The following is a 21,869-nucleotide window of genomic DNA, read 5'->3' on the forward strand; positions in this document are numbered from 1 at the left end:
ATTCACGAAATTTGCTGATATGAATAAGTATCGCTTTTATATATCAAAATGTAAGATCTGTACAAGTTTTTTATAATATGCTATTATTTTGGTATATAAAACACAGGAGCGCGGTCCCGGCCCCGGACTCCCGCCGGGATATAAGGAGGGGAACATGGAAAAGAATTTCAAATTCGGCATTTTTCAGAATGACAAAAACATTGACCTGACCATTTTTCAATATGGCTGGGAGCAGTGCGTGCCCCTGCATTCCTATGGTCCGGCCAAAAGAAACCACTATCTTTTTCACTATATTTTTTCCGGGAAAGGGTATTTAAGCTCCAACGATTCTTCCGGTGTTACCCACCTGCACCGGCTGGAAGCCTGCCAAGGCTTCCTTATCTGCCCGGGGCAGGTGAATACCTATTATGCTGATGAACATCTGCCCTGGGAGTACGCCTGGGTGGAATTCGACGGCATGAAGGCCCTGGAATTTCTGGAAATGATGGGATTAAGCTATGACAAGCCTGTCTATACGCCCAAAAAGAGGGAGTATGCAGCTCTTATCCGGAATGAGCTTATGGATATCGTGGACAATCCGGGAAAATCCCCCATCTACCAGATCGGCCATCTGTACCTGCTGTTCGACTGCCTGATCCGCTGTTCCTCCACAGCCAAATCCGCCCCGGCGGGCCGGATGAAGGACTTTTATATTAAGGAAGCGATCTCCTTCATCGAGCAGAACTACAGTCGTCCCATCACCGTGGAGGATATCGCCGCCTTCTGCAACCTGAACCGCAATTATCTGGGAAAGGTGTTCCGGGAAGGCACGAACCAGACACTTCAACATTTTCTCATGTATTACCGGATGAACCGGGCCTCGGAGCTTCTGAAATTTTCCGACATGAGCGTCGGGGAAGTAGGAAGAATGTGCGGTTACCCGAACCAGCTTCATTTTTCCCGGGCCTACAAAACCATTTTCGGCATCTCCCCCAATCACTGGCGGGAGCAGAACCGCCCGCTGCCCCGGGCATAGAAAGGAGAATTTTATGGCTGTTCCAGAATATTCCAAAGCCCGCCGGATGGCGCAGAAAGCTTACCGCCAGGATATGGTGGCCAGACGCAATCCTTATCTCCAGGTGCTGGACGAAATCCTTTCCATGTGGGACATCATGGGTGAAACCGACCTGGGACTGATAGAGATCCCCATCTCACAAATCGTGGGAACAAAGACCGTGGGCCGCACCAGAGCCTTCGCAGGAAACTTTATGCCTCTTCTGCCCGAAAATTCCGAATTTGCGGAAAAATGGTCGGCTCTTTACCGTTCCCATCTGGAAGAAGGCATCCGGGAGCCCGTCATCGCCTGCGAGTTTCTGAACTGCTACTATATCATCGAGGGAAACAAGCGGGTCAGCGTTCTGAAATTCTCCGGGGCCGTCAGTCTGCCCGGCTACGTCACCCGGATCATCCCCGCCCCGGGTGACAGCCCGGAGCTGAAAATCTATTATGAATATATGGATTTCTACAAGGCTTCCCGGATCAATTCCATCTATTTCTCCAGAGAAGGAAGCTTCGACCGGCTCTGCCGGCTGCTGGGGAAGGAACCGGGCGAGGCCTGGAACGAGGACGAGAGAAAGGCCTTTACCTCGGCTTTTTCCCGTTTTTCAGAAATCTATGAGGAAAAGGGTGGAGAAAAGCTCCCGGTCACACCGGGCGATGGGTTCCTTCTGTATCTGAACATCTATGGCTTTGGCGGCATGCTGGACAAATCCATGGACAGGCTCCGGAGAGAAGTCTCTCTGCTCTGGCCGGATCTGGAGGCTCTGGCCTCTGCCGGCTCTGTGCGCCTCATCACCCGGCCCGGCGAGGAAGACAGCGGCGCCTCTCTCGTAAAAAAACTGATCGTCCAGCCCGCCGAGAGCGGCAGCGCTCTCCTGGGAAAGATTCTCCCCTCCGCCAGGCCACGGCTGACCGCAGGCTTTATCCACTACGGAACCATCTACACTTCCGGCTGGACCTACGCCCACGACTTGGGCCGTCTCTATCTGGAGGAAAGCCTGAAAGAACAGGTGTCTGTCAAAGTCTATGACGGCCTGAAAAACACGGAAGACAGCCTGGCCGCCATAGAGCAGGCCATCGGGGAGGGCTGCCAGGTTATCTTCACCACCTCGGCCCGCTTTCTGGAAGCCAGTATCCGGGCCTGCATCCGCCATCCGGAAATCCGTATCCTGAACTGCTCCCTCAATACCTACAGCGGGCATCTGCGCACCTACTACGGCCGTCTCTATGAGGCCAAGTTCCTGGTGGGCCTTCTGGCGGGCATCCTCTCAGACAGCGGACGCATCGGCTACATCGCCGACTTCCCGTTCCCAGGCTCCACTGCCTCCATCAACGCCTTTTCTCTGGGCGTGCAGATGGTCTGTCCGGACGCAAAGGTGCTGCTCGCCTGGTCCTCCGAAAAAGAGGGGAATCCCCAGAAACGCCTTGTGGAAGCCGGCGTGGATCTGATCGCCGGAGCCGATATGCTGGCGCCTTCCCACTCTCCCCGTCCCTATGGCCTCTACCGTCCAAAGGGTGAATGCGGCGGTGTCAATCTGGCTTCCTCCATCTGGCACTGGGGAAAGTTCTATCAGCGCATTCTCCAGACCATCTTAAACGGCAACTGGGGCCGGACCGCCTCGGAGATATCCGGAGATTCCATCAACTACTGGTGGGGCCTCTCTTCGGGACTCATCGATGTGATCGTATCTAAGTCTGTGCCTGCCCGCTCTGTTCAGTTGATGGAAATGGTAAAAAATCAGATTATAAATGAGAGTTTCCATATCTTCTCCGGAGATATCCGGGATCAGCAGAATGTTTTGCGCACCCCCGGCGGCATTCCCCTCTCGCCGCCCCAGATCGTCCGCATGGACTGGCTGGCCGCCAACGTAGAGGGCCGCATGCCCCGGCCTGAGGATCTGACAGAAGAAGCGGCCCAGATGATGGCGGCTCAGGAAATCTTTCTGGGAAAGGAAGGTTCCCCATGAGAATCCTTGCTCTCTCAGACACAGAATCTCCCGCTCTCTGGGACTTCTTCAAACCGGAACGGCTGAAGGGCATCGATGTGATCATCTCCTGCGGCGATCTCGATCCCCATTACCTCTCCTTTCTGGCTACCTTTTTCCACGGTCCCGTCCTTTACGTCCACGGGAACCATGACGCCTGCTATGAGAACACGCCGCCGGAGGGCTGTATCTGCATCGAGGATCGGGTCTATGTCTACCGGGGCGTCCGTTTTCTGGGCCTGGGCGGTTCCATGCGCTACAAGCCCGGCCCTCATCAGTACACGGAAAAGCAGATGCGCCTGAGAATCCTGCGTCTCTGGTTCCAGCTCCTGCGGCGCCGGGGCTTCGACGTGCTGGTCACCCACGCCCCGGCCCGGGGCCTGGGCGACGGAAAGAGCCTGACCCACACGGGATTCCAGGCCTTCCGCACACTTATGGAGCGGTACCGCCCCGCCTATTTCCTTCATGGACATGTGCATCTGAATTACGACCCGGCGGCAAAGCGTGTCCGGCAGTATGAGGACACGACGATTATCAACGCCTATGAGCGGTATGAATTTGAGTTTTTGTCTGAGAGAAAGGCGGAGTAAACCTCCGGGATATCAGAAATCAAGGTCCGATTCCGTTCTAAAAAATCAGAATAATCTACTGCAATACATACAATTTTCTGATCTCCGCCCATCTTTTTAAAGGGTTTTTCGAGGAAAAAAACAGACTTTTTGCTGTCTTTTCAGGTAAAATACAGAAAGCTAAAATAAAAGCAGAAAAAAATAACACCATTACTGAACAGGAGGGGTTTATATGGCACTCAGCGTAGATTCCAAAGTAAAAGAGCTCATGAAAAATGACGCGGCAGCGGAGCTTCTGGAGAAATTCGCTCCGGGATTTAAGACAAATCCTCAGATGAAGCTGGTAGGCGCGCTTACCTTCCGCAAGCTCGCTTCCTTCCCCCAAGCAGGAATCTCTCCGGAAAAGCTGGAGGAGATCGACGCAGCTTTGAAAGCTCTCGGCGAATAGGCTGCTCAGCCGGGATTCTGCGATACTGGAGTAAAGAAAATAAGGACGTTCCGGAGACATGTTTTTCATGCCTGGGCGTCCTTATTTTTTATTCCTATATCTGTTCAGAAGAAAGTTCCAGCTTTTTCTGAACCTCCATGGCCTTCAGCAGGATCTGCAGCAGAAGCCGCTCCTCCGCATCCTGCAGATCCGAATCCAGAAGATTTTTGATCCGGTTCATGCGTTCCAGCAGCGTACTGCGGTTCAGAAACAGCCTGGAAGCGGTTCTGGTGATGCTCATATTCTGTTCCAGGTAAATCTTAAGCGTTTCCAGATAACTGACCGCAGAACCGGCGTCATGCTCCACAAGCCTTTTGAGCCCTGACGGGAAGCAGGCCCGCAGCGGCAGCTTTCCCAGCGCATTTTCAATCAGCTCTGTCAGGGCATAAGTCTGAAACAGATAAAAATGCTCCTCCGGCGCAAGCACCTTTCCATGCTCCAGCGCAGAACAGGCCTGCAGATAATAAAGCCTGGCGTCATAAATATCACGAAAAGAATCGCTTGCTCCCACATCGAAGCCATTCGTGCCTGCCAGCGATATGAAATGCTTTTTCAGGAGCCCATAGAAAGAAGCCTCATCACAATGTATGCTGTCCATGTCAAAAAAGGCGGTAATCCCTCCATCAAATTCAAAGGCCATGCTCTTGGGAAAAGCCTTCTCTACGGTACTGCACAGATACCCGTTCGGCATCCCGCTCAGTCTGCTTCCAACCTGGATTCTGGCACAAATATAGCTGTGTCCGTGGTTTGCCGTCTCCAGAAGCCAGCGCTCCTCCGAAGAAAGATGAACATCCGCAGTCAAATCGTAAAAGATCTGCCGGAGCGTATGCCGGCTCATCCGCGGGGACCCTGCATATTTTACAAGCGCCCGCTCCAGCATGCGCGCCAGATAGACCGCAAGCGCTCTGTCGCTTGAGCGGTGCTTCCGGCAGCGGTAATCCACCGTCAGACAGCCGATATAATCCTCTTCTTCAAAAAGATTTACACTTAAGGTACTGCTGTCCAGCATGTTGAACAGAATCGGTTTTCTCTCTTCCATGGAAAGATTCTGAAACTCCAGAAATTTACTCAGGACAGGAAGATCCAGATTGTCCCCCTCAGGCTCTCTGGAAACGAGCTTTTCCCAGTCTGCCTCCGGGATACCGGAATAATCCGATTGGGCGATATAATGAAAATCCGAATCCAGCACAAAGAGAGGATTCCCGAAAATGTCCTGGCTGCAGTTTATCATTTCACCGATGTCATTACTGGTATAAAGAAGCTCATGAAGCTTCTCATCCCAGGCGTCATATTTGTTGTAGATCTCTGTCAGACGGTTAAAGATTCCGCTCATGCTGACGGCATCCCGAAAAAGGAGCACGCCGCAGCGCTCCAGATAATAGGGGAGGTACATGCTGTTCCCAATACAGAGAAGCAGCACATTTTCGGATACAGGAACCCGCTTCGGAAGCTGTTCTCCTTTCAGGACATATACATGATTCTCCCGAAACCCTTCCCCAGGCTCCAGAAAATATTCCGGCCGGCCCAGCAGAAGCTTTTCACTTCTTTTCCCCTTCAGCTCCACCGCGTAATCTTCTTTCAGATTATCGTAAAGAATGTCCGCGTTCAGTTTCATGGCAAACACCTCTCTCCTGTTTGTAAAACCCGTCTCTATTATAACGCAAAACCATGTAAAAGGAATACCTCAGACCCCCCAAAAATGCTGATTTCTGTCGAAAAAATACTGCCAGTCTGCCGTCTTTCTTGCAATATTCAGGATATTTAAAATAAGAGTACAGACAAATATTTCATATAAGGTAAAGGGGGAACTGATATGCCATTATTGGACAAGCTTGAACAGACAAAATGCGTACAGACCGTATGGGGAAAACTGATTCCGGAAAAGGAAGCCTATGATTACGCGGTACGCCAGATCGCAGGCTTCTGCGCGAACCTGTTCCAGGTCATGAGAATCCTGGAGCCTGATTTTGAGAAGCGCACGGCCGCCATCTGTGACATCTCCTATATGATGAACATGTCCGCATCCAGCGATCTGTATATGCAGGAATTCTTTAACGAATGGAACATTCCCGAATTCTGCAAAAAGGATTCCTGGCTGGGCGCCATCTTCGGAGATTCAGGAGACGAATATGAGAATATGGCGGGACGCGTCATTCAGTTTACCCATGACCGGGTAGAAAAAGAGCTGGATACCTGCCCCTGGGACATCGTAGGCGCGGAACTCTGCAACATGACCACAGCCATGTTTACCGCGAACTTTGATCTGAACAGCCCCAATGGAGAAAATGAAGTATCTCTGAACATGTGCGAGGCCAGAGGCTGCGGCGACCGCCACTGCCGCGTGGTCGCGGAGCGCCGGGACGTATTCGGACTGGAAAAGCAGGGCTGGCTGGACCACATGAACCAGCCAAAGATGCCTGTACATGACACGCCGAAGGAGCGGAGCGTAAAGGAAGGACAGATCCTGCGGAACGGCTGCTACTCCAACGCTTTCGGAGAGGAGAAATCCTTTGAATGGGCCTATCGCTGGTGTATGGAAAAAGGCTGGGTATGGTGCGTTGCTTTCCCGCTCATTGCCATTCGCGATATGGCAGAATCAGAGGAAGAATTTGAGCGCATTTTCAAAATCGTATTTGCAACGGCCGGAAAAAATGCTTTTATAGAGCCCTTCGCTGTAGAAGGCCTGCGCACCTGGCTGGGTGTGCCGCATGAGATCGGTAAAAACGATCCCCGGCTCATGGGCGGCTACATCAAGGCTGTCATCGACACGCAGCTGGTTCCCTGCGAACTGGAGCGCTTCACAGAAGACGAGGTCTGGATCAAAGTCGATACGGAAACCTTCAACGGCAGATTCCCCATGGCTCCGGTGGATGAGCTGACTCTGGGCTACGAGACGCTCTGGCACAACATGGTGAAGACCATGGTAAGCCCGGAATGGTCCTGCTGGTTTGAAGGAAAGGACGACGAAACTATGACGATTAAGGTCGGACGCAGAATTGACAAGCGCATGGTATAAGGAAGGGGGAAATACATCATGTTATTTAAAGAAGACGCGGCTGCGAGAGCGCAGCATCAGGCGGTAAGAGAACATGCGGGCTGGTATCGCTGGACCCATGATCTGGTGGAGGTAAAGGGCGCGGACGCCGCCTCATTTCTGGAACGCTTATGCGTAAATACCATCGGGAACGCCGCCGTAGGCAGAACAAAATATACCACTCTTCTGAATGAAGAAGGAAAAATCATCGACGATACCATCGTCATGCATATGGGTGAAAACGAGTACTGGGTATCTACGCTGTACGCGCCCCAGTTTCTCCAGTGGGCCGAAAAGCAAAAAGGAGCCATGGAGGTATCCTGTGAAGATATCACAAAGAAGATCGACATGTACGCAGTACAAGGTCCCGATTCCCTCAAAATTCTGAACAGCATGCTGGAAGAGCCCGCAGATGAACTGAAACGCTTTCAGATAAAAGACAATACCCTGTCCGGCATTCCGGTCAAAGTCCACCGTTCCGGCTTCACCGGAGAGCTGGGATACGAAATCTACTGTGACATGGAACAGACTGCCGCAGCAGAGGAAGTCATCCGGTCCGGCTGCGCAGCCTTTGACGCGCCGGAGCTTACCATTCTGGAGGTATACGTGCGCAGCCTTCCCGTAGAGAAGGGTTTCGCCCTTCGCCAGGACATGTATGGCCTGACTCCCTTTGAGTGCGGTCTGGACTGGTCCGTACATATGGAGAAGGATTTCATAGGAAAGGAAGCTCTCCAAAAGGCACAGGAAGAGGGGCCTCAGTATAAGCTGGTGGGTCTGGAATACCTGGCAGAATCCTATGAGGACATCGCCCAGAAGGAAATCGTATATTCCTATGGAGTTCCCTGCGGCTTTGTGCGCGCCGCCATTTACGGATACACCGTAGACAAAAACATCGGTTTCGCAGTCATCAAAGCCGGCAAGGCAGTCATCGGCGAAAAGGTAACCGTGGGAAGCAACCACTCGCCGGCTGTAATCACGGACAAATGCTGGCTGTAAGCTGACGGCTGGCCACAGACAGATAACAGGAGGGTAACATAATGAGACTGAGTGGAAAATCAATCGTAGTAACAGGAGCCTCCGCAGGCATGGGACACGCCATCGTGGAACGCTTCGTGAAGGAAGGCGCCCTGGTAACAGCCGTCGCCCGCCGCAGAGAGCGTCTGGAGGAGCTGGCGGAATCCCTGAAGGATGAGCCGGGTAAAATCGTGATCTGCACCGGCGATATCGGAGATGAGAATACCAGTTCCAGGATGATAGACCTGGCTGTTCAGGAATTCGGACGTCTGGATGTACTTCTGAACGTGGCAGGCATCATGGACGACAATACAGCCGTGGGAGACGTGTCTGATGAAATGCTGGACAGGCTGTTCCGCATCAATACGCTGGGCCCCCTTTATGCCATGCGAAAAGCTGTGCAGGTATTCTTAAGCCAGAACGATGAATCCGGCAATATCATCAACGTAACCTCTGTAGGCGCCGCCCATCAGACTGCCGGAGTCGCCTACTGCGCTTCCAAGGCCGCGCTGACCGCCGCTACCAAAAATACGGCATATATGTATCTGGAAAAGGGCATCCGCTGCAACGCCATTGCCCCGGGCGGAGTAGTAACTGAGATTCCTCTCGTCATGCCCACGCCGGATGAATTCGGCTTTGGAAGAAGCAGTGCTCTTCTGACCCACGCACCGGAACTGGGTATGCCGGAAGACATAGCAGAGGCCGCTCTCTTTCTGGCCAGTGACGAGTCCCGTTTCGTAAACGGTACCATCCTCACCTGCGACGGAGGCTGGACTGCATTTTGATAATTCTCCAAAATATAAGGAATCCCCTTCCCTTTTGAAATAAAATAAGTCTCTGGCCAAAGCCTGTCCATCAAAAGGAAATGGGATTCCTTAGCTGTTACAATATGTCATCATATGAAATCAGGCGGATCTGCCGGGCCGCTGTCCATTCTCTCACCTCTTTACTGCATACTGCTTCCACCTCCATGGCTCTTGGCACCGTAAGCGATGACTCTTTTAGAACATATGCGTCCAGATAACCCGGATGACACACGAAAAGATCCGCCTCGCGCTCCCCCTCATGGAATTCCAGATTCATCAGGCATCTTTTCGGATCATAGCCCGGCGTCATGCTTTCCATGTGAATATACAGGCGGGTGTTCCTGAAACACACCATTCCTCCGGGATTCAGTTCAAAATAGTCCAGTCCATGCCGCTCTGCGACAATCTGAAGTCCACGGAAGAAGTTCCTGCTGGCGACTGCATGCCCTTCGAAATAGTGTGGTTTCTGCCCGGTCAGTTCCATAAACCGGCGATACTGTGCTTCAATCTCCAGAACAACCTCGTCCAGTACAACAAAATCCTGCTTTGCAACGCGGTACTCTCTGCTGGATTTAAACTCGCCATTCTCTTTCGTGATGCTTGGTATGCGCTCAGGATCTGTCAGCGGTCTTCCCACACTGATATTCGTATGCTGACCGAAGCAGACCGGCAGCCCCGCAAGCAGGCTTACGCCATGCGCGGCAGCCGGCATATTCGGCATCAGTCCAACACTTCGTATAATGCCGTCTTTTACAGATTTCTGTATGCCATAATTAATACCCTCAGAAAAACCAAGATCATCCGCCCGAATCAACAGTCGTTTCATATCCTTTTCCTTTCCGATTGGTTATAAATGCGCTTTATTTCTCATCAGACAGAACAGGGAAAAGCCCGCCATTTGTATTGCTGCTGTCATATTTTGCTTTTAATATACATAACATTTCCTTCTTTGCCGTCAAGTCTAAGCTGTGTTCCAGGACGGACAGCTTTCGCAAGGTAAATCTGTTCCCTGCAGGCAAGCGGCGCCTCTTTTACAGGAATGTGATCATCCTTACCTGCCAGGATCTCTTCACATACGTCTATGACGTTATCAAGCAATTCTTTAGAGCTGGAGCATGTTCCATGGTTGCGGAGAATCCTGTCATAACATGCTTCGTACGTTTTGACCTTTTTTAAGCTTCTCCTGTATTCCGTCACTGTGCTGGCACAGTCCTCGATCAGAAGAACTCCGACGCCGCATCCATCCCCAAATAAAATCGTTCTCTCCTCACGGAGCAGCAGCATAGACATTCCCTGTGTATGACCCGGCGTATGGATTGCCTCCACAGTCAGTCCTCCCAGATCAAAAATCTGTCCATCGCTCAGCGGAAGAGTCTCTTCCGGGTCAAACGCAGGGATCATCTCATCCCTGCTTACCGCAGAAATCTCTGCGCCTGTATATGCCGCATTCTGCCTGACATACTGCAGGCGCTTCCCGGCATCCGTATGCCTGCGCATCAGCGGCCGATCCGCAGGATGCAGATATACAGGAACGCCATAAAATTCAGCGGCTCCATTCACATGATCCAGGTGGCCGTGCGTCAGGATAATCAGATCGGCAGTTTTTAAAAACGAGGTGTAAATATATTCCTTCAGGCTTCCAATACCTATCCCTGTATCCAGAAGAGCCGTTTTCTGATCTCCACTCAGCAGATAAACGGCGGTTCCTGATATATCTCTGATACGCAAAATTCTTTCCGATACCTGTTCGTGCGTAAAAAAATTCATCGCGCCCTCCTGTGTCTGCGTTACAGATCCTCACCGTTAGAGGCAATCACTTTCTGATACCAGTAAAAGGAATCCTTCTTTCTTCGGGCAAGCGTCCCGGTTCCGTCGTCGTATTTGTCCACATAAATCATTCCATACCGCTTCGCCATCTCCCCTGTGGATGCACTGATCAGATCCACGCAGCCCCACGGAGTATATCCAATCAGGTCTACGCCATCCTTCACCGCTTCCTTCATCTGCTCGATATGCTTTTTCATATACTCTATCCGGTATGTATCATGGATACATCCATCTTCCTCCGGCTGGTCATATGCTCCCAGACCATTCTCCACTATCATAATTGGAATCTGATACCGATCATACAGCACATTCAGATTATACCGCAGGCCCTTTGGATCAATCTGCCATCCCCATGCGCTTGTTTCCAGATAGGGATTTTTCACTCCACCCATGAAATTTCCGCCCGTTTTTTCTTTGTTCTCATCGGCAGAAACACAGGTAGTCATATAATAACTGAACGTATAGAAGTCTACCACGCCTTTTTGGATATCTTCAAGGTCCCTTTCTTCCATGCGGATTGTGATACCATTCTCCTCAAAATACCTTTGAATATATCCGGGATATTTTCCTCTGACCTGCACATCGCCGCAGAAAAAGTTAATGATCTGATTGCGCTTTTCCGTTTCCAGTATATCGTCCGGGTTGGACGAAAACGGATACATCATCGCCTGCAGGCACATGTTTCCCATCCGGAACCGGGGATATTTCTCATGCGCCAGTCTGACTGCTCTGGCGCTCGCCACAAACTGATGATGCAAAGCCTGAAAACGTTCCTGCGGTTTATCGGGCGCAGAAGCAAGCGGTCCGCTGTATCCCCGGAAGGTTCCAAGCGCCTGAATACTTCCTAGAGCCACGGTTCCTGAATTAATTTCGTTAAACGTCAGCCAGTACCGGACGCGATTCTGGTAGCGCTCAAATATGGCTTCACAAAACCGGATATAATAATCAATGCACTCTCTGCCCTCCCATCCGTTGCACTTTTCTACAAGCGCAAACGGCATCTCATAATGAGAAATCGTTACAATCGGCTCGATTCCATACTTTTCCAATTCATCAAATACACGATCATAAAATGCCAGTCCCTTTTCATTCGGCTCTGTCTCCATACCTGTCGGAAATATCCGCGTCCAGGCAATCGACAGCCTGTAGCATTTAAATCCCATCTCCGCGAACAGAGCAATATCCTCTTTATAATGATGATATGCGTCCACTGCTTCATGGCTCGGATACCGCTTCCCCGGTACAATTCCCTGTGTTACTCTTCTTGGTATTTCAGCCGAACCTTCCGTGCACACATCCGAAACGGATATTCCCTTTCCGTCCGCATCCCAGGCGCCTTCATACTGATTGGCGGCAGTCGCGCCGCCCCACAAAAAATCTTCTCTTAAAACACTCATACCGTTCCCCTCTTTATCTCAGAATTTTCAGCAGCATATCACCCGGCTTCACTCTGCCGAAAAGCGCCGGAACGACGTCCACATACGCGTCTGTATTCGTTACAATGATCGGAGTCGTCGTGGAAAACCCTTCTTTTGTGATCATCTCCAGATCAAATTCCAGCAGCAGCTCGCCTTTTTTCACTCTGTCTCCTTCTTTTTTCTTCGGATAAAATCCCTTTCCCTCCAGCTTTACCGTATCCATGCCTACATGGATCAAAAGCTCTGCTCCACTGTCCGTTGTTATTCCCACCGCATGGCCGGTAGCAAAAAATGTAGAGATCACTCCGTCTGCCGGAGCATATACCCTGCCGTTTACAGGTTTTATGGCGATTCCCTTTCCGAGTACCTCCCGTGAGAACACCTCGTCTTCCACTTCACTGAGTTCGACTGCCTCGCCTTCCACCGGCGCAAAAACAGAAATAATTCTGCCGTCAGTCTGCACCTGCTTTTCCGGAAGAGCCTTTTCCTTCTGTTTCCCTTCTCCCGATTCATCTTTACAGAAAGTATAGGTCATCAGATAGCTGAGAACAAATCCTCCGGCCATGCACGTGGCCATAATAAACATTCCTGTCATATCTCCGTTCTCAGTATTGATAAATGCGGGAAGCGCAAAAAAGGAACCTCCGCTCAGCGTAAAAGTCGATACTCCAAAAAATCCCGTTACCGCGCCGCCGATGGCCGACATAATACACGTAATCACAAACGGCTTTTTTCTTGGCAGAGTAACACCGTAAATTGCGGGCTCTGAAATGCCAAACATTGCGGAAAAGAACGCAGGAATCATCAGAGATGCATTTTTCTCACTTCTGTCTGAACGCATATAAGATGCCAGTACCGCGCCTGCCTGCGCAAAAGTGGGAACAAAAATAGGTGTCAGCAGCATATCATAGCCCAGCGTCGCATAATTGATCATGCAAAGCGGCATAAGTCCCCAATGCAGTCCAAAAATAACCAGTATCTGATATACTCCGCCCAGCAGCAGACCGCAGAGCAGTCCTCCTATCACCGGTAGGCCGTAAACTGTTGTAAACACCACTGCAATTGCATTGCATAAAATCGTAGAAACCGGTCCGATTACCAGATAGGTAAGCGGCGCGACTATAACAAAAATCGTTACCGGCGTCAGGAATCCTCTGACATAGGCCGGATACACTTTATCGATCCGTCTGTACAGCCAGGCTGCTGCCGCAACGGCAATAATAACCGGTACAACTGTTGAGGTATAGCCTCCCGACGGCATGATAATCGGGATGCCAAAAAAGGTGTTATAATAGTTCATCTCAAAGGATATCCCGGCAAATATCGTCCCGAGCACCTCTGCTGTAGAGGTAAGGTTTACCATACTCGGATATACCAGCATAAATCCCAGCGCCATCCCCAGTCCTTCATGAATCTTGAACTTTTTAGCCGTTCCATACCCCAGAAGTACGGGCAGGAAATAGAACAGGCCGTCTGAAACAGCGTACCAGATTGCATATGCGCCTGATGCAGAGGCTCCTCCGTCGAGAGACGCCCACAGCGTCAGAAGTCCTTTCAGAATACCAGCCGCACCAAGCAGGCCGATAACCGGAGTGAACACGCCGGAAACCAGATCCGTAAAGCGGTCCAGAAGGCTTCCCTTCGCCTTTTGTGCTTCTTCTCCGCCGGCCTGTATGACCGTGACAATCCCATCCGTGTCCTTGAGCACATCCGTATTCGCTTTTGTCTCATCCTTCAGAACAAAACGAAGTCTTGTAATACAGTGCTCCAGACTGACAATATTGCTCTTTCCTCCTACATTTTGGATTATGATTCTCGATAATCCGTCATACTTGTTTGCCATAGCTTTACCTCCTTTAAAATTAAGGCAGTGTCAATGCTGCCCTCTTTTTTATAAAAAACCCGGACGGCCATGAGGAAACACGATAAGCAGCCTGTGCTTACAGTTTCCTGACCGTTCGGGTTTTGCCGCCTGAAACGTAACAATCCTTCCGTCTCTTTATTTTTTTTCCCGTTTTGTCACACGGTAAATATGAATCGTCAGATATATCAGCTCCTCATCACTAACCGGGACTCCCTGCTTCTCCTCGACGTACGCCGCAATCTGCTTTGCGCATCTGTATTCTCTGGGATAGCGTTCTTTGAGCACATGGTTAAAGTTTTCATCCTCTGTCTCGTAACACTCTCCCCTGATCAGACGGTGCAGAAAAAATTTCAGATGGGTCACCAGACGCTCATAGGAGAGAGAATCTTCATCGAACTGCACATCAAACGTATAACGGATAATATTCAGCATATTTTTCAGCATCACCGGAGCATCCATGGTATCTGTCAGATTTCCGTCTATTTCCGCATTAATTACATGCAGTGCCAGAAACCCTGCTTCATCCTCTGGAAGCTGCACGCCCAGCTCCTTCCAGACTATCTCAAGTCCCTTTCTCCCAACCGAATATTCCTGAGGATAGAAATTTTTGATTTCCCACAGAAAAGCGTTCTCAAACGTATACCCTTTTTTCTGCCTTTCCAACGCGTAATTCAGATGATCTGTCAGCGTAATGTAAATATTCTTTCCCAGTTCGCAGTGGAGCTGCTCCTGCGCATAGGTAATAATTTTTTCCGCAGTCAGAATCGTCTCATAGGACATATCCTCGACCAGCTTTTCAAATTTGCTGCCTGCACTGCCGGAGAACCGAAATATCTTTTGAATCTTTTCTTCTTCGAGTTCATCATTTTCTCTTTTTCGAAATCCGATTCCCCGCCCCATAACCACAATCTCTATGCCGTTATTATCAACAGAGCTGGCAACATTATTATTGATTACTTTTGTAATCTTCACGACAGCCACCCTCCAAAAAAGTTGCGTCTTACATTTCCGAAAATAAAAAAACTGAATCATAATATCATGACATACGGAATCTCCATATGCCAGATATACAACTCAGTTTTGCCTCCGAAAAGTAACAATCTATCCGTCGTACTTACATATAATTATATAGTTTTTTTGCACTTATTAAAACACATTCAGGTATGCATTGTCAACCTGTTTTTTGTTTATTTTCAGCTATTTCTTTACTCCAAGTTACGATTCGCATCCGATTCAGGCATGGGAACAGATATGTCGTGCTGGCACGTAAGCATCTGTTTCCATGTCTGAATCAGGACTGTGAATAATAATTACTCCAACTGTGCCCATGTCCTCTTATCATGAAAATTTTGTATCGTTTTTCTGGCTCATTTCAGCTCTTTTGGACTGCCTGTGTGCTCACTGGCGAATCTTCATCACCCTCAATCCGATAGGTCATATCAAATATCTTTTCCCAGCTTTTCAGTTTCTGCGTCTCGGAACACTTTTCTCTTCTGCCATCTTCTGAAAATTTGAGCGGAGACTCCCTGCCTCCATCATTTTCTTATACGCTTCTCAATGCTGTATCGTCCATAAGATCATCCATGCCGCCCCTTTACTTCAAGATCATCCATATACCATTTTTATTTGCTCCTTCGCGCCGTATAAAACCGTTTGTTTTCAGTTTTCTAATTGCCCGGCGAATGGTAGACTCAGAAATACCTAACTGTGAAACCAGTTGTGCCACGGTTAAATAAGGCTTTTGCTGAATGGCTTCTAAAACCATCCTGTCATTCGCATTGAATTTTCCTATATTCCCGTCGCTTATCCTGTCATTTATCCTGTCATTTATCCTGTCATTTTGACTATCATCCAACTCTTTCTTCACAAAATCCGGATGGAAGAAAAGAGTAGTCGCAAAGTACGTACGCTCCTCATCCGTTTCAAATAACGGCTCCGGGGAGCCATTATTGTGCAGTGCATTGCAAATCTTACGGAATCCGGTATTGCGTCCTTCTGTTAAATGCATTTCCTTCAAAAATTCACCAATCCGGCGGTTACGGTACCGACGGCTGAACACGCGATACTCCCTCAGTCCTTCCTGACTAATGGACCGGTCCGCACCAGGATGACTGACAATAATCATTCGATCCGGCTCTACTCGTACCTCGATCGGTTCCCGTACGTCATATCCCTTATGATAGACAGCGTTCGAGAGAGCTTCCTCCACAGCCGCAAACGGAATATTGAAAAATCTTCTGGCTTCCGCTATGCCGTCTACTTTGATGACCTGCTCCTGTATGATACTGTTCTTGATATATAACAGCGCTTCCCGAAGCTGTTGATGAAGCGGTCCTTTGAACGTCTTTTCCCGAATCCGATCTCCAGTATCGTCTGGAAACTCTACCACATCAATCTGAGCATAGGGGAAGAAGCGTTCCGGTTCCAGGCTGAAGAACATTAAACCTACGTTTTTGGGTTTTGTATATTCCGGCAGGGCACTGATGATATTCATGCTTTTGCACAGATCCACAAAATCCATACTCTCCGACTCCTGATATAAAGAGCTTCCGATTTCCTTCAGATAACTTTGAATCAGTGTGATATTCAGGTCCGCCAGCTCTGCCTCGTGGTTGACACGATCATCAAAGGGAATATTGTTAGCCAGGTTATACAAATCCCTCTTTTCTGCTTCAGACGGAACGATAGTGCTGGCCATTTTGCGAATATAATAAATTCTTTCTCTATTATCCTTACTCATATTCTTTGGCGCGGAATACGGTCTGGAATTTCCCCCTGGCGCCCACACCACAATAAACTTTTTCCCCTCATAATCTGCCACTTCCACAATAGGAAGGTACTCCGGCTGAAGCAGTTTACATTTATTGAGCATGTCCTTAAGATAACCATCAATTTTTTCTGCCGGCACACCCTGCAGCGGATACTCAGGCCGTCCATTCTTCTCCCGGACACCGATTACAAGGTAACCGCCGCCCCAGTTATCTATATCATTTGCAAAAGCGCAGATGGTTTTCAACGAAGCATCTGCATCCCATGTTTCTTTAAATTCAATTCTTGCCCACTCTACTACATTTCCAGAAAGCAGGGTCTTTATATTGGTTGGCACCGCCATTCCATTACCTCCTCATTATTCGGCATTACCTTTATGTTAAGCTTCAGTATATTTGTTCTATTTCATATCTGTAGCATCTTTCTCTTTCTGCTCATATTATATTCAGAATTCGGAACCTCAGCAAGAAGATCTTGCTTTTCACATCCTCTCCTTTAATACTTCTGCACAGAAATGTCTGCAAAGATATACAGATGCGGCATTAATGTACCACAGCATTTATCAATATTTTTAAACGAGGTAAATCCCGTGTTCAGGACTTCCTCCTATAATTTTTAGTTTTGATTACCTTTTTGCCAAAGGTAATCAAACGTAATCAAATAGAAATCGCCAGAGCCCTTGATTTTACTGGGTTTTTAGCGTTTCAGAGGCGGGTTCGATTCCCGTTATCTGCTTTGAACTACTTTTAAAGAATCCCGTATTTACGGGGTTCTTTCTTATTTTTACCCTTAATTGGCAAGGGCATATTCGGTCAGAACAAGGCTGAATTTTTTCATGCTGATCCCCACTTTATCCCAGGAAAGCTTCAAATGTATTAAGACACTGTTGTTCCAACAAAGACGCCGGACAATTTTAGCTACACAGATGCAACAGAAAGGAACCAACTATGAATAAAATACCATGAAGAAACTAATCACTGAAGAATTCCAGAAAAGAATCTGCAATTATGCACCTGCGGACAGCATCAGGAGCATTAACCGCCAGATAGCAAGTCTCCAGCGGCAGATAAAAATCAGCCAGAACAAAGACCTGACCGCCTCTGTTCCGGCTTTAAAGGAGAAGAACTATCTTTATAACAGATAATAAAATGAATGCTTTTGTCTATATCAAATCTATGCCTGCATCCCGCAGATTTTCTCTGCCGCCCGGTCCATCACACTGCTCTCCCAAACCAGCTTCCGGCCAAGCAGCGCTGCCGCCGTAAGTTCCGGCTCTGCAGGCAGAACCGCAAGAATCCTTTGAGAATTCTGGATTGCCTGCGTCAGCACCTCCCTGCTTGTTTCATCAGTCTTGTTCAGCACATAATATACCGGCTTCTGAAGCTTCTCCCCCAGCTCCCGGATCTTTGCCGCAAGCTGGACTGATTCATAGGAAGGATCGCAGACCATCAGAATCAAATCCACCTCATCGTCCAGACCGCGCCCGAAATGTTCAATTCCGGCCTCCATGTCCAGAATGGCGATCTGGTTTTCCTCAAGCCGCAGATTACTGACAAACTGCTTCATCACCGTCCCCATGGCACAGGCGCAGCCTTCGTTCGCCTGATGAATCTTCCCGCTTACCATCAGCTTTATCCCATGCTTCTCCGTGTAATAATCCTCCGGAATATCACCGATCCTCCACTGCCCCTCAAAAAACTGATGTGTAAAATTAGAAATCATCATATTATTCAGGACTTCCTCTTTTCCTCCAAAAAACCCGGTAAATTCCTCCGGATTTTCCATGCCAAGATGACGGTGCAGCCCGTAATTGGATTCATCAGAATCGATGATCAGAACCTCTTTTCCGGCCGCTGCAAGCCTTTCCGCCAGCAGCGCTACAATAGTGCTCTTCCCGCTTCCGCCTTTTCCACAAACAGATATTTTCACTTTGACACCTCCTCAAGATACAGGGACAGATGTACATCGCCCGGAATCACACAGCCGCACTGCTCACAGACGCTGTCTCCCACAGTCAGTCCGTCCCTCTCAAATACTTCTATCACGCCCCCGCACTTTGGGCAGTCAATCTCTTCAATCGTCGTCATGCCGCGCGCTTCCTGGCATCCGGATAAAATATCACTCATTTTTGCACCTGCTTTCCAACCTTTTTCATATAATCCATTACAATGTCTCCCACATAAGCCACATCCTCTGCGGAAAATGCCGCAGGGAAATTATCCGAAAAGAGAATCTGGGCGGAAGGCGGGTCCCGAAGCTTCTCGCCAGCCGGGAAATACATCTGCCCTGAAACTGACGGTAATATACCTCGCCCCAGGGGAGGTCATGGTAGGAAATCAGCTTCCCGGAGCTCATCACCGGGTTCCCGTCCAGAAGATACCGGAGCAGCAGAATCTGAGCGTCTATGTTTTCCTCCAGCATATAGATGCCGTTTCCCTGCTCCTGGTGGCTGATTTGAAATCCCGGATGTGTCACCTGATAGAGCACTCCCATAAACCGAATCAGGAATGCCTGCTCCTTCTCATGAAAGGTAAGACCGGAGCTTTCGCTTATTACCTTGGGAGAGGTTTCCTGATACCGCTTCAGGTAATGACGGTATGGCTGCTGTGTCAGGTTATCCTTCGCATATTCCAGTTTCATGTTTGATACCACCTTTCCTTTTTTCTTTCCAGTTTAGTTCTTTTGGCTGTCCCTCCAAATTACAGCCCCAGCTTTTCCACAATCTCCTGAAGGGCTTTCCGCACCGGAGAATCTGCAGGAAGCTGTACAATGGGCTTTCCATCGCAGTCAAATCGGTAAATCATATCGTCGTGGGGAACTACTCCAAGAAGCTCCAGGTTCTGATTTTGTATCTCTTCCAGCGTTCCGGCGTCTAGCTTTCCATCCGGAGCCCGGTTGATGATCAGTCCCACCTTCTTCGGCTTAAAATTCAGTTCCTTCATCAGAGCGGCGATCCGGCCGGCCGCCTGCACGCCCCTCCGGGAACAGTCGCTGACCAGAATCGCGATCTCCATCATCGGCAAAATCCCGCGGCTCACATGCTCCATTCCAGCCTCATTGTCTACGACCACATAGGGATAATGGCTCTGCAGCTTCTGAATCTGCGTCTGAACCAGGCCGTTTACGAAGCAGTAGCAGCCCTGCCCCTGGCTGCGCCCCATAGCCATCAAATCAAAGTCATCCTCTTCTGTAAGAGCGTCCGTCAGGCGCGCTTCCAGATAATCCTTTTTCGTCACGCCGGCGGGAATCTTGTAGCGACTGTCAGCCCCTGCGCGCTCGATCTCCTCCCGGAGCTCCCCCAGGGTGATGCCCGCTTCCACGCCAAGAACCTCATTGAGATTTGAGTTGGCGTCCGCGTCCACGGCCAGAACCGGCTTCTTCCCGCTCTGACAGAGATACTGAATCAAAAGGCCTGTCAGTGTAGTCTTTCCCACACCGCCCTTTCCGGCTACCGCAATCACATGTCCCATACATCCTTCATCCTTTCCTGTGCCAAATCTGCATTTCCGTGCTTCCGGCAATAATCAGGCCGCCGTCCGTACCGGCTTCCAAGACTCCACAGCGTCATAGCTCCACAGCCGCAGTGCAGACAGCCATCCTTATACACGGTGTTCTTTTTATGAACAATATGTTGATTTTCTTTTCAAATTGATTATAATAAAAGTATCAGAAAATACAATCATCAATCCAAAGCTGTCTGTATGTTTCTGAACAGTTTTTCGTGTTCTGTTCAGAAAATCCAATAGAAAGATGAGGAAAATTCATATGTCAGAAAAGACGCAAAAGGAAGACCGGAGGACGCGTTACACCCGCCAGGTCATAAAAGAAGCATTTTTAAAGCTCCTGGAAGAAAAGGAATATCCCAAAATTACGGTCACAGAGATCTGCAGGCTTGCGGAAATCAACCGGGGAACCTTTTATCTGCACTATTACGATACTGCTGATGTGCTGGACGATATCCTGAATGAGATTCTGAAAGAAACCACCAGCGTCATCGATCACGTATTCTGCCCTGCAAGAACCTCCGGGAGCTGCTCCTATCCCTTCTGCGATCACCTGCACAGCAGCGACCACTATCAGGCGCTCTTTCTCGACGACACAATATCCGCGCAGGTCATAGAAAAAATGGCGGAGACGACGAAAGAAGACTACGTGACCTGGCTGATGTCACACAGTCTCCTTACCTTTGAAGAGGCCGAAGCCATCTTTTATTTTCAGATGAACGGCTGCCTGGCCATCAATAAAGTCATGCTGCGCAATCACTGCTCCGATTGGGAAAAGATACAGCGGGCCATCGATCAGTTTATCCGCGCGGGGCTGGAATCCTTCCTCATTCGGGATCAGAGAGATGAGCTGTAGCATAAAGTCCTCTCCATGTCTCCTCCAGCCTCCCAAGCATCACCTCTCCCACAGTCACTGCGTCTTCTATCGTCAGATAATGATCCGCGCTGCCTGATACGAGCATCTTTCCAGAGGCTGGAAATTCCTCGTCCGCAAACCACATCTTCACTATGACTGGATAACGCGGTAAAAAGGGAAATACTGCACACAGATCTGCATTACTGTCTCGAAACACGGCGCCAAGGGATCTGCAGACTTCTTTCAGTTGTTCCGGCTCTCTGCCCTTCAGAAATCCAGCAAGAGCCGTGTCTGCCGTGCGGTCGAACTTTGTCCCCCGGATGAGGCCATCCTTCAGATTTCCGAATGTTGTCATTTCATCAGACAGCGGCGTTCCATCAGCGATAGAAAGATAATGCAGCAGGATCAGATAATGCCAGTTCTCCAGCTGCGGACTCACAGACCAGTCCCCTGCGTTCAGCTCCAGCCGCTGATTCAGGCTTTGCAGGCTCAAATGCTTTGTTTCCGGCTCCCACTCCGCTCCGGCCAGTTCCGCAAGTTCTTCCGAGCTGCGCCCTGCAAGCCAGCCCTTCGCTACCGCCAGCATTTCCTGAAAGGCGTCGCTTTTTCTTTCCTTTTGCATCTCTGAGCCCTCCGCTTTTATTTTTCTCTTTTCTGGTTGTTGTAAATATTATTTTAATATCATCAGTTCATCATTCC

General features: G+C 49.3%; 20 protein-coding genes. 8 read left to right on the forward strand and 12 right to left on the reverse strand.

Annotation, left to right across the window (positions count from 1 at the left end; translation table 11 throughout):
* Positions 1-154 precede the first annotated feature (154 nt).
* The 4 genes from B5E77_RS06350 to B5E77_RS06365 all read left to right on the forward strand — a co-directional run bounded on the left by B5E77_RS06350 (position 155) and on the right by B5E77_RS06365 (position 4,040).
* Positions 155-1,015: an AraC family transcriptional regulator gene (locus tag B5E77_RS06350; protein WP_087164535.1), complete on the forward strand. Its 861-nt coding sequence runs from the start codon at positions 155-157 to the stop codon at positions 1,013-1,015.
* Positions 1,016-1,028: 13 nt separating this feature from the next.
* A complete protein-coding gene (locus tag B5E77_RS06355) occupies positions 1,029-3,005 on the forward strand; it encodes a BMP family ABC transporter substrate-binding protein (protein ID WP_087164536.1) in 1,977 nt (658 codons plus the stop codon).
* Complete coding sequence (locus B5E77_RS06360; RefSeq protein ID WP_087164537.1) at positions 3,002-3,613, forward strand: metallophosphoesterase family protein; 612 nt, start codon at positions 3,002-3,004, stop codon at positions 3,611-3,613. The genes B5E77_RS06355 and B5E77_RS06360 overlap by 4 nt, the downstream gene beginning before the upstream one ends.
* 211 nt (positions 3,614-3,824) lie before the next feature.
* Positions 3,825-4,040 carry a hypothetical protein gene (locus tag B5E77_RS06365; protein WP_087164538.1) on the forward strand — a complete coding sequence of 72 codons (216 nt, stop codon included), beginning with the start codon at positions 3,825-3,827 and terminating at the stop codon, positions 4,038-4,040.
* A 94-nt stretch (positions 4,041-4,134) separates the two neighbouring features.
* On the opposite strand, the gene B5E77_RS06370 is transcribed toward B5E77_RS06365, so the two are convergent.
* On the reverse strand, positions 4,135-5,694 hold the full coding sequence (locus tag B5E77_RS06370) for a PucR family transcriptional regulator (protein ID WP_087164539.1): 1,560 nt from the start codon (positions 5,692-5,694) through the stop codon (positions 4,135-4,137).
* A 198-nt stretch (positions 5,695-5,892) separates the two neighbouring features.
* Between B5E77_RS06370 and B5E77_RS06375 the strand changes: the two genes are divergently transcribed.
* The 3 genes from B5E77_RS06375 to B5E77_RS06385 are packed head-to-tail and all read left to right on the forward strand — an operon-like array spanning position 5,893 to position 8,912.
* Positions 5,893-7,095, forward strand: coding sequence for a hypothetical protein (locus B5E77_RS06375; protein ID WP_087164540.1), 1,203 nt, complete (start codon positions 5,893-5,895; stop codon positions 7,093-7,095).
* Positions 7,096-7,113: 18 nt separating this feature from the next.
* Complete coding sequence (locus B5E77_RS06380; RefSeq protein ID WP_087164541.1) at positions 7,114-8,109, forward strand: aminomethyltransferase family protein; 996 nt, start codon at positions 7,114-7,116, stop codon at positions 8,107-8,109.
* Between the two features lie 41 nt (positions 8,110-8,150).
* The gene (locus B5E77_RS06385; protein ID WP_242963641.1) at positions 8,151-8,912 is read left to right on the forward strand and encodes an SDR family oxidoreductase; all 762 of its coding nucleotides are present in this window, start codon (positions 8,151-8,153) and stop codon (positions 8,910-8,912) included.
* Between the two features lie 97 nt (positions 8,913-9,009).
* Here B5E77_RS06385 and B5E77_RS06390 read toward each other — a convergent pair whose 3' ends face one another.
* The 10 genes from B5E77_RS06390 to B5E77_RS06440 all read right to left on the reverse strand — a co-directional run bounded on the left by B5E77_RS06390 (position 9,010) and on the right by B5E77_RS06440 (position 20,281).
* Positions 9,010-9,759, reverse strand: coding sequence for a ChbG/HpnK family deacetylase (locus B5E77_RS06390; protein ID WP_087164543.1), 750 nt, complete (start codon positions 9,757-9,759; stop codon positions 9,010-9,012).
* Positions 9,760-9,845: 86 nt separating this feature from the next.
* On the reverse strand, positions 9,846-10,700 hold the full coding sequence (locus B5E77_RS06395; RefSeq protein ID WP_087164544.1) for an MBL fold metallo-hydrolase: 855 nt from the start codon (positions 10,698-10,700) through the stop codon (positions 9,846-9,848).
* 20 nt (positions 10,701-10,720) lie between these two features.
* Positions 10,721-12,157, reverse strand: a complete 1,437-nt coding sequence (locus B5E77_RS06400; RefSeq protein WP_087164545.1) for a glycoside hydrolase family 1 protein — start codon at positions 12,155-12,157, stop codon at positions 10,721-10,723.
* 13 nt (positions 12,158-12,170) lie between these two features.
* Positions 12,171-14,021, reverse strand: coding sequence for a glucose PTS transporter subunit IIA (locus B5E77_RS06405; RefSeq protein WP_087164546.1), 1,851 nt, complete (start codon positions 14,019-14,021; stop codon positions 12,171-12,173).
* Positions 14,022-14,177: 156 nt separating this feature from the next.
* Positions 14,178-15,014, reverse strand: a complete 837-nt coding sequence (licT, locus tag B5E77_RS06410) for a BglG family transcription antiterminator LicT (protein ID WP_162609660.1) — start codon at positions 15,012-15,014, stop codon at positions 14,178-14,180.
* 622 nt (positions 15,015-15,636) lie between these two features.
* Complete coding sequence (locus B5E77_RS06415) at positions 15,637-17,154, reverse strand: RNA-binding domain-containing protein (protein ID WP_087164548.1); 1,518 nt, start codon at positions 17,152-17,154, stop codon at positions 15,637-15,639.
* An 830-nt stretch (positions 17,155-17,984) separates the two neighbouring features.
* Positions 17,985-18,740: an ATP-binding protein gene (locus tag B5E77_RS06425; protein WP_087164550.1), complete on the reverse strand. Its 756-nt coding sequence runs from the start codon at positions 18,738-18,740 to the stop codon at positions 17,985-17,987.
* A complete protein-coding gene (locus tag B5E77_RS06430; protein ID WP_087164551.1) occupies positions 18,737-18,937 on the reverse strand; it encodes a hypothetical protein in 201 nt (66 codons plus the stop codon). Before B5E77_RS06430 ends, B5E77_RS06425 begins: the two co-directional genes overlap by 4 nt.
* 37 nt (positions 18,938-18,974) lie before the next feature.
* A complete protein-coding gene (locus B5E77_RS06435) occupies positions 18,975-19,451 on the reverse strand; it encodes a DUF3786 domain-containing protein (protein WP_143468587.1) in 477 nt (158 codons plus the stop codon).
* A 59-nt stretch (positions 19,452-19,510) separates the two neighbouring features.
* Positions 19,511-20,281 (reverse strand): ATP-binding protein, encoded by a 771-nt coding sequence (locus B5E77_RS06440; protein ID WP_087164552.1) that lies wholly within the window; start codon positions 20,279-20,281, stop codon positions 19,511-19,513.
* Between the two features lie 295 nt (positions 20,282-20,576).
* Here B5E77_RS06440 and B5E77_RS06445 point away from each other — a divergent pair, with 295 nt between their 5' ends.
* A complete protein-coding gene (locus tag B5E77_RS06445) occupies positions 20,577-21,170 on the forward strand; it encodes a TetR/AcrR family transcriptional regulator (protein ID WP_087164553.1) in 594 nt (197 codons plus the stop codon).
* On the opposite strand, the gene B5E77_RS06450 is transcribed toward B5E77_RS06445, so the two are convergent.
* A complete protein-coding gene (locus tag B5E77_RS06450; RefSeq protein WP_087164554.1) occupies positions 21,142-21,792 on the reverse strand; it encodes a DUF3786 domain-containing protein in 651 nt (216 codons plus the stop codon). The genes B5E77_RS06445 and B5E77_RS06450 overlap by 29 nt on opposite strands.
* Positions 21,793-21,869: the final 77 nt, after the last annotated feature.

This window comes from Lachnoclostridium sp. An131 (assembly GCF_002160825.1).
Classification (GTDB): Bacteria; Bacillota; Clostridia; order Lachnospirales; family Lachnospiraceae; genus Laedolimicola.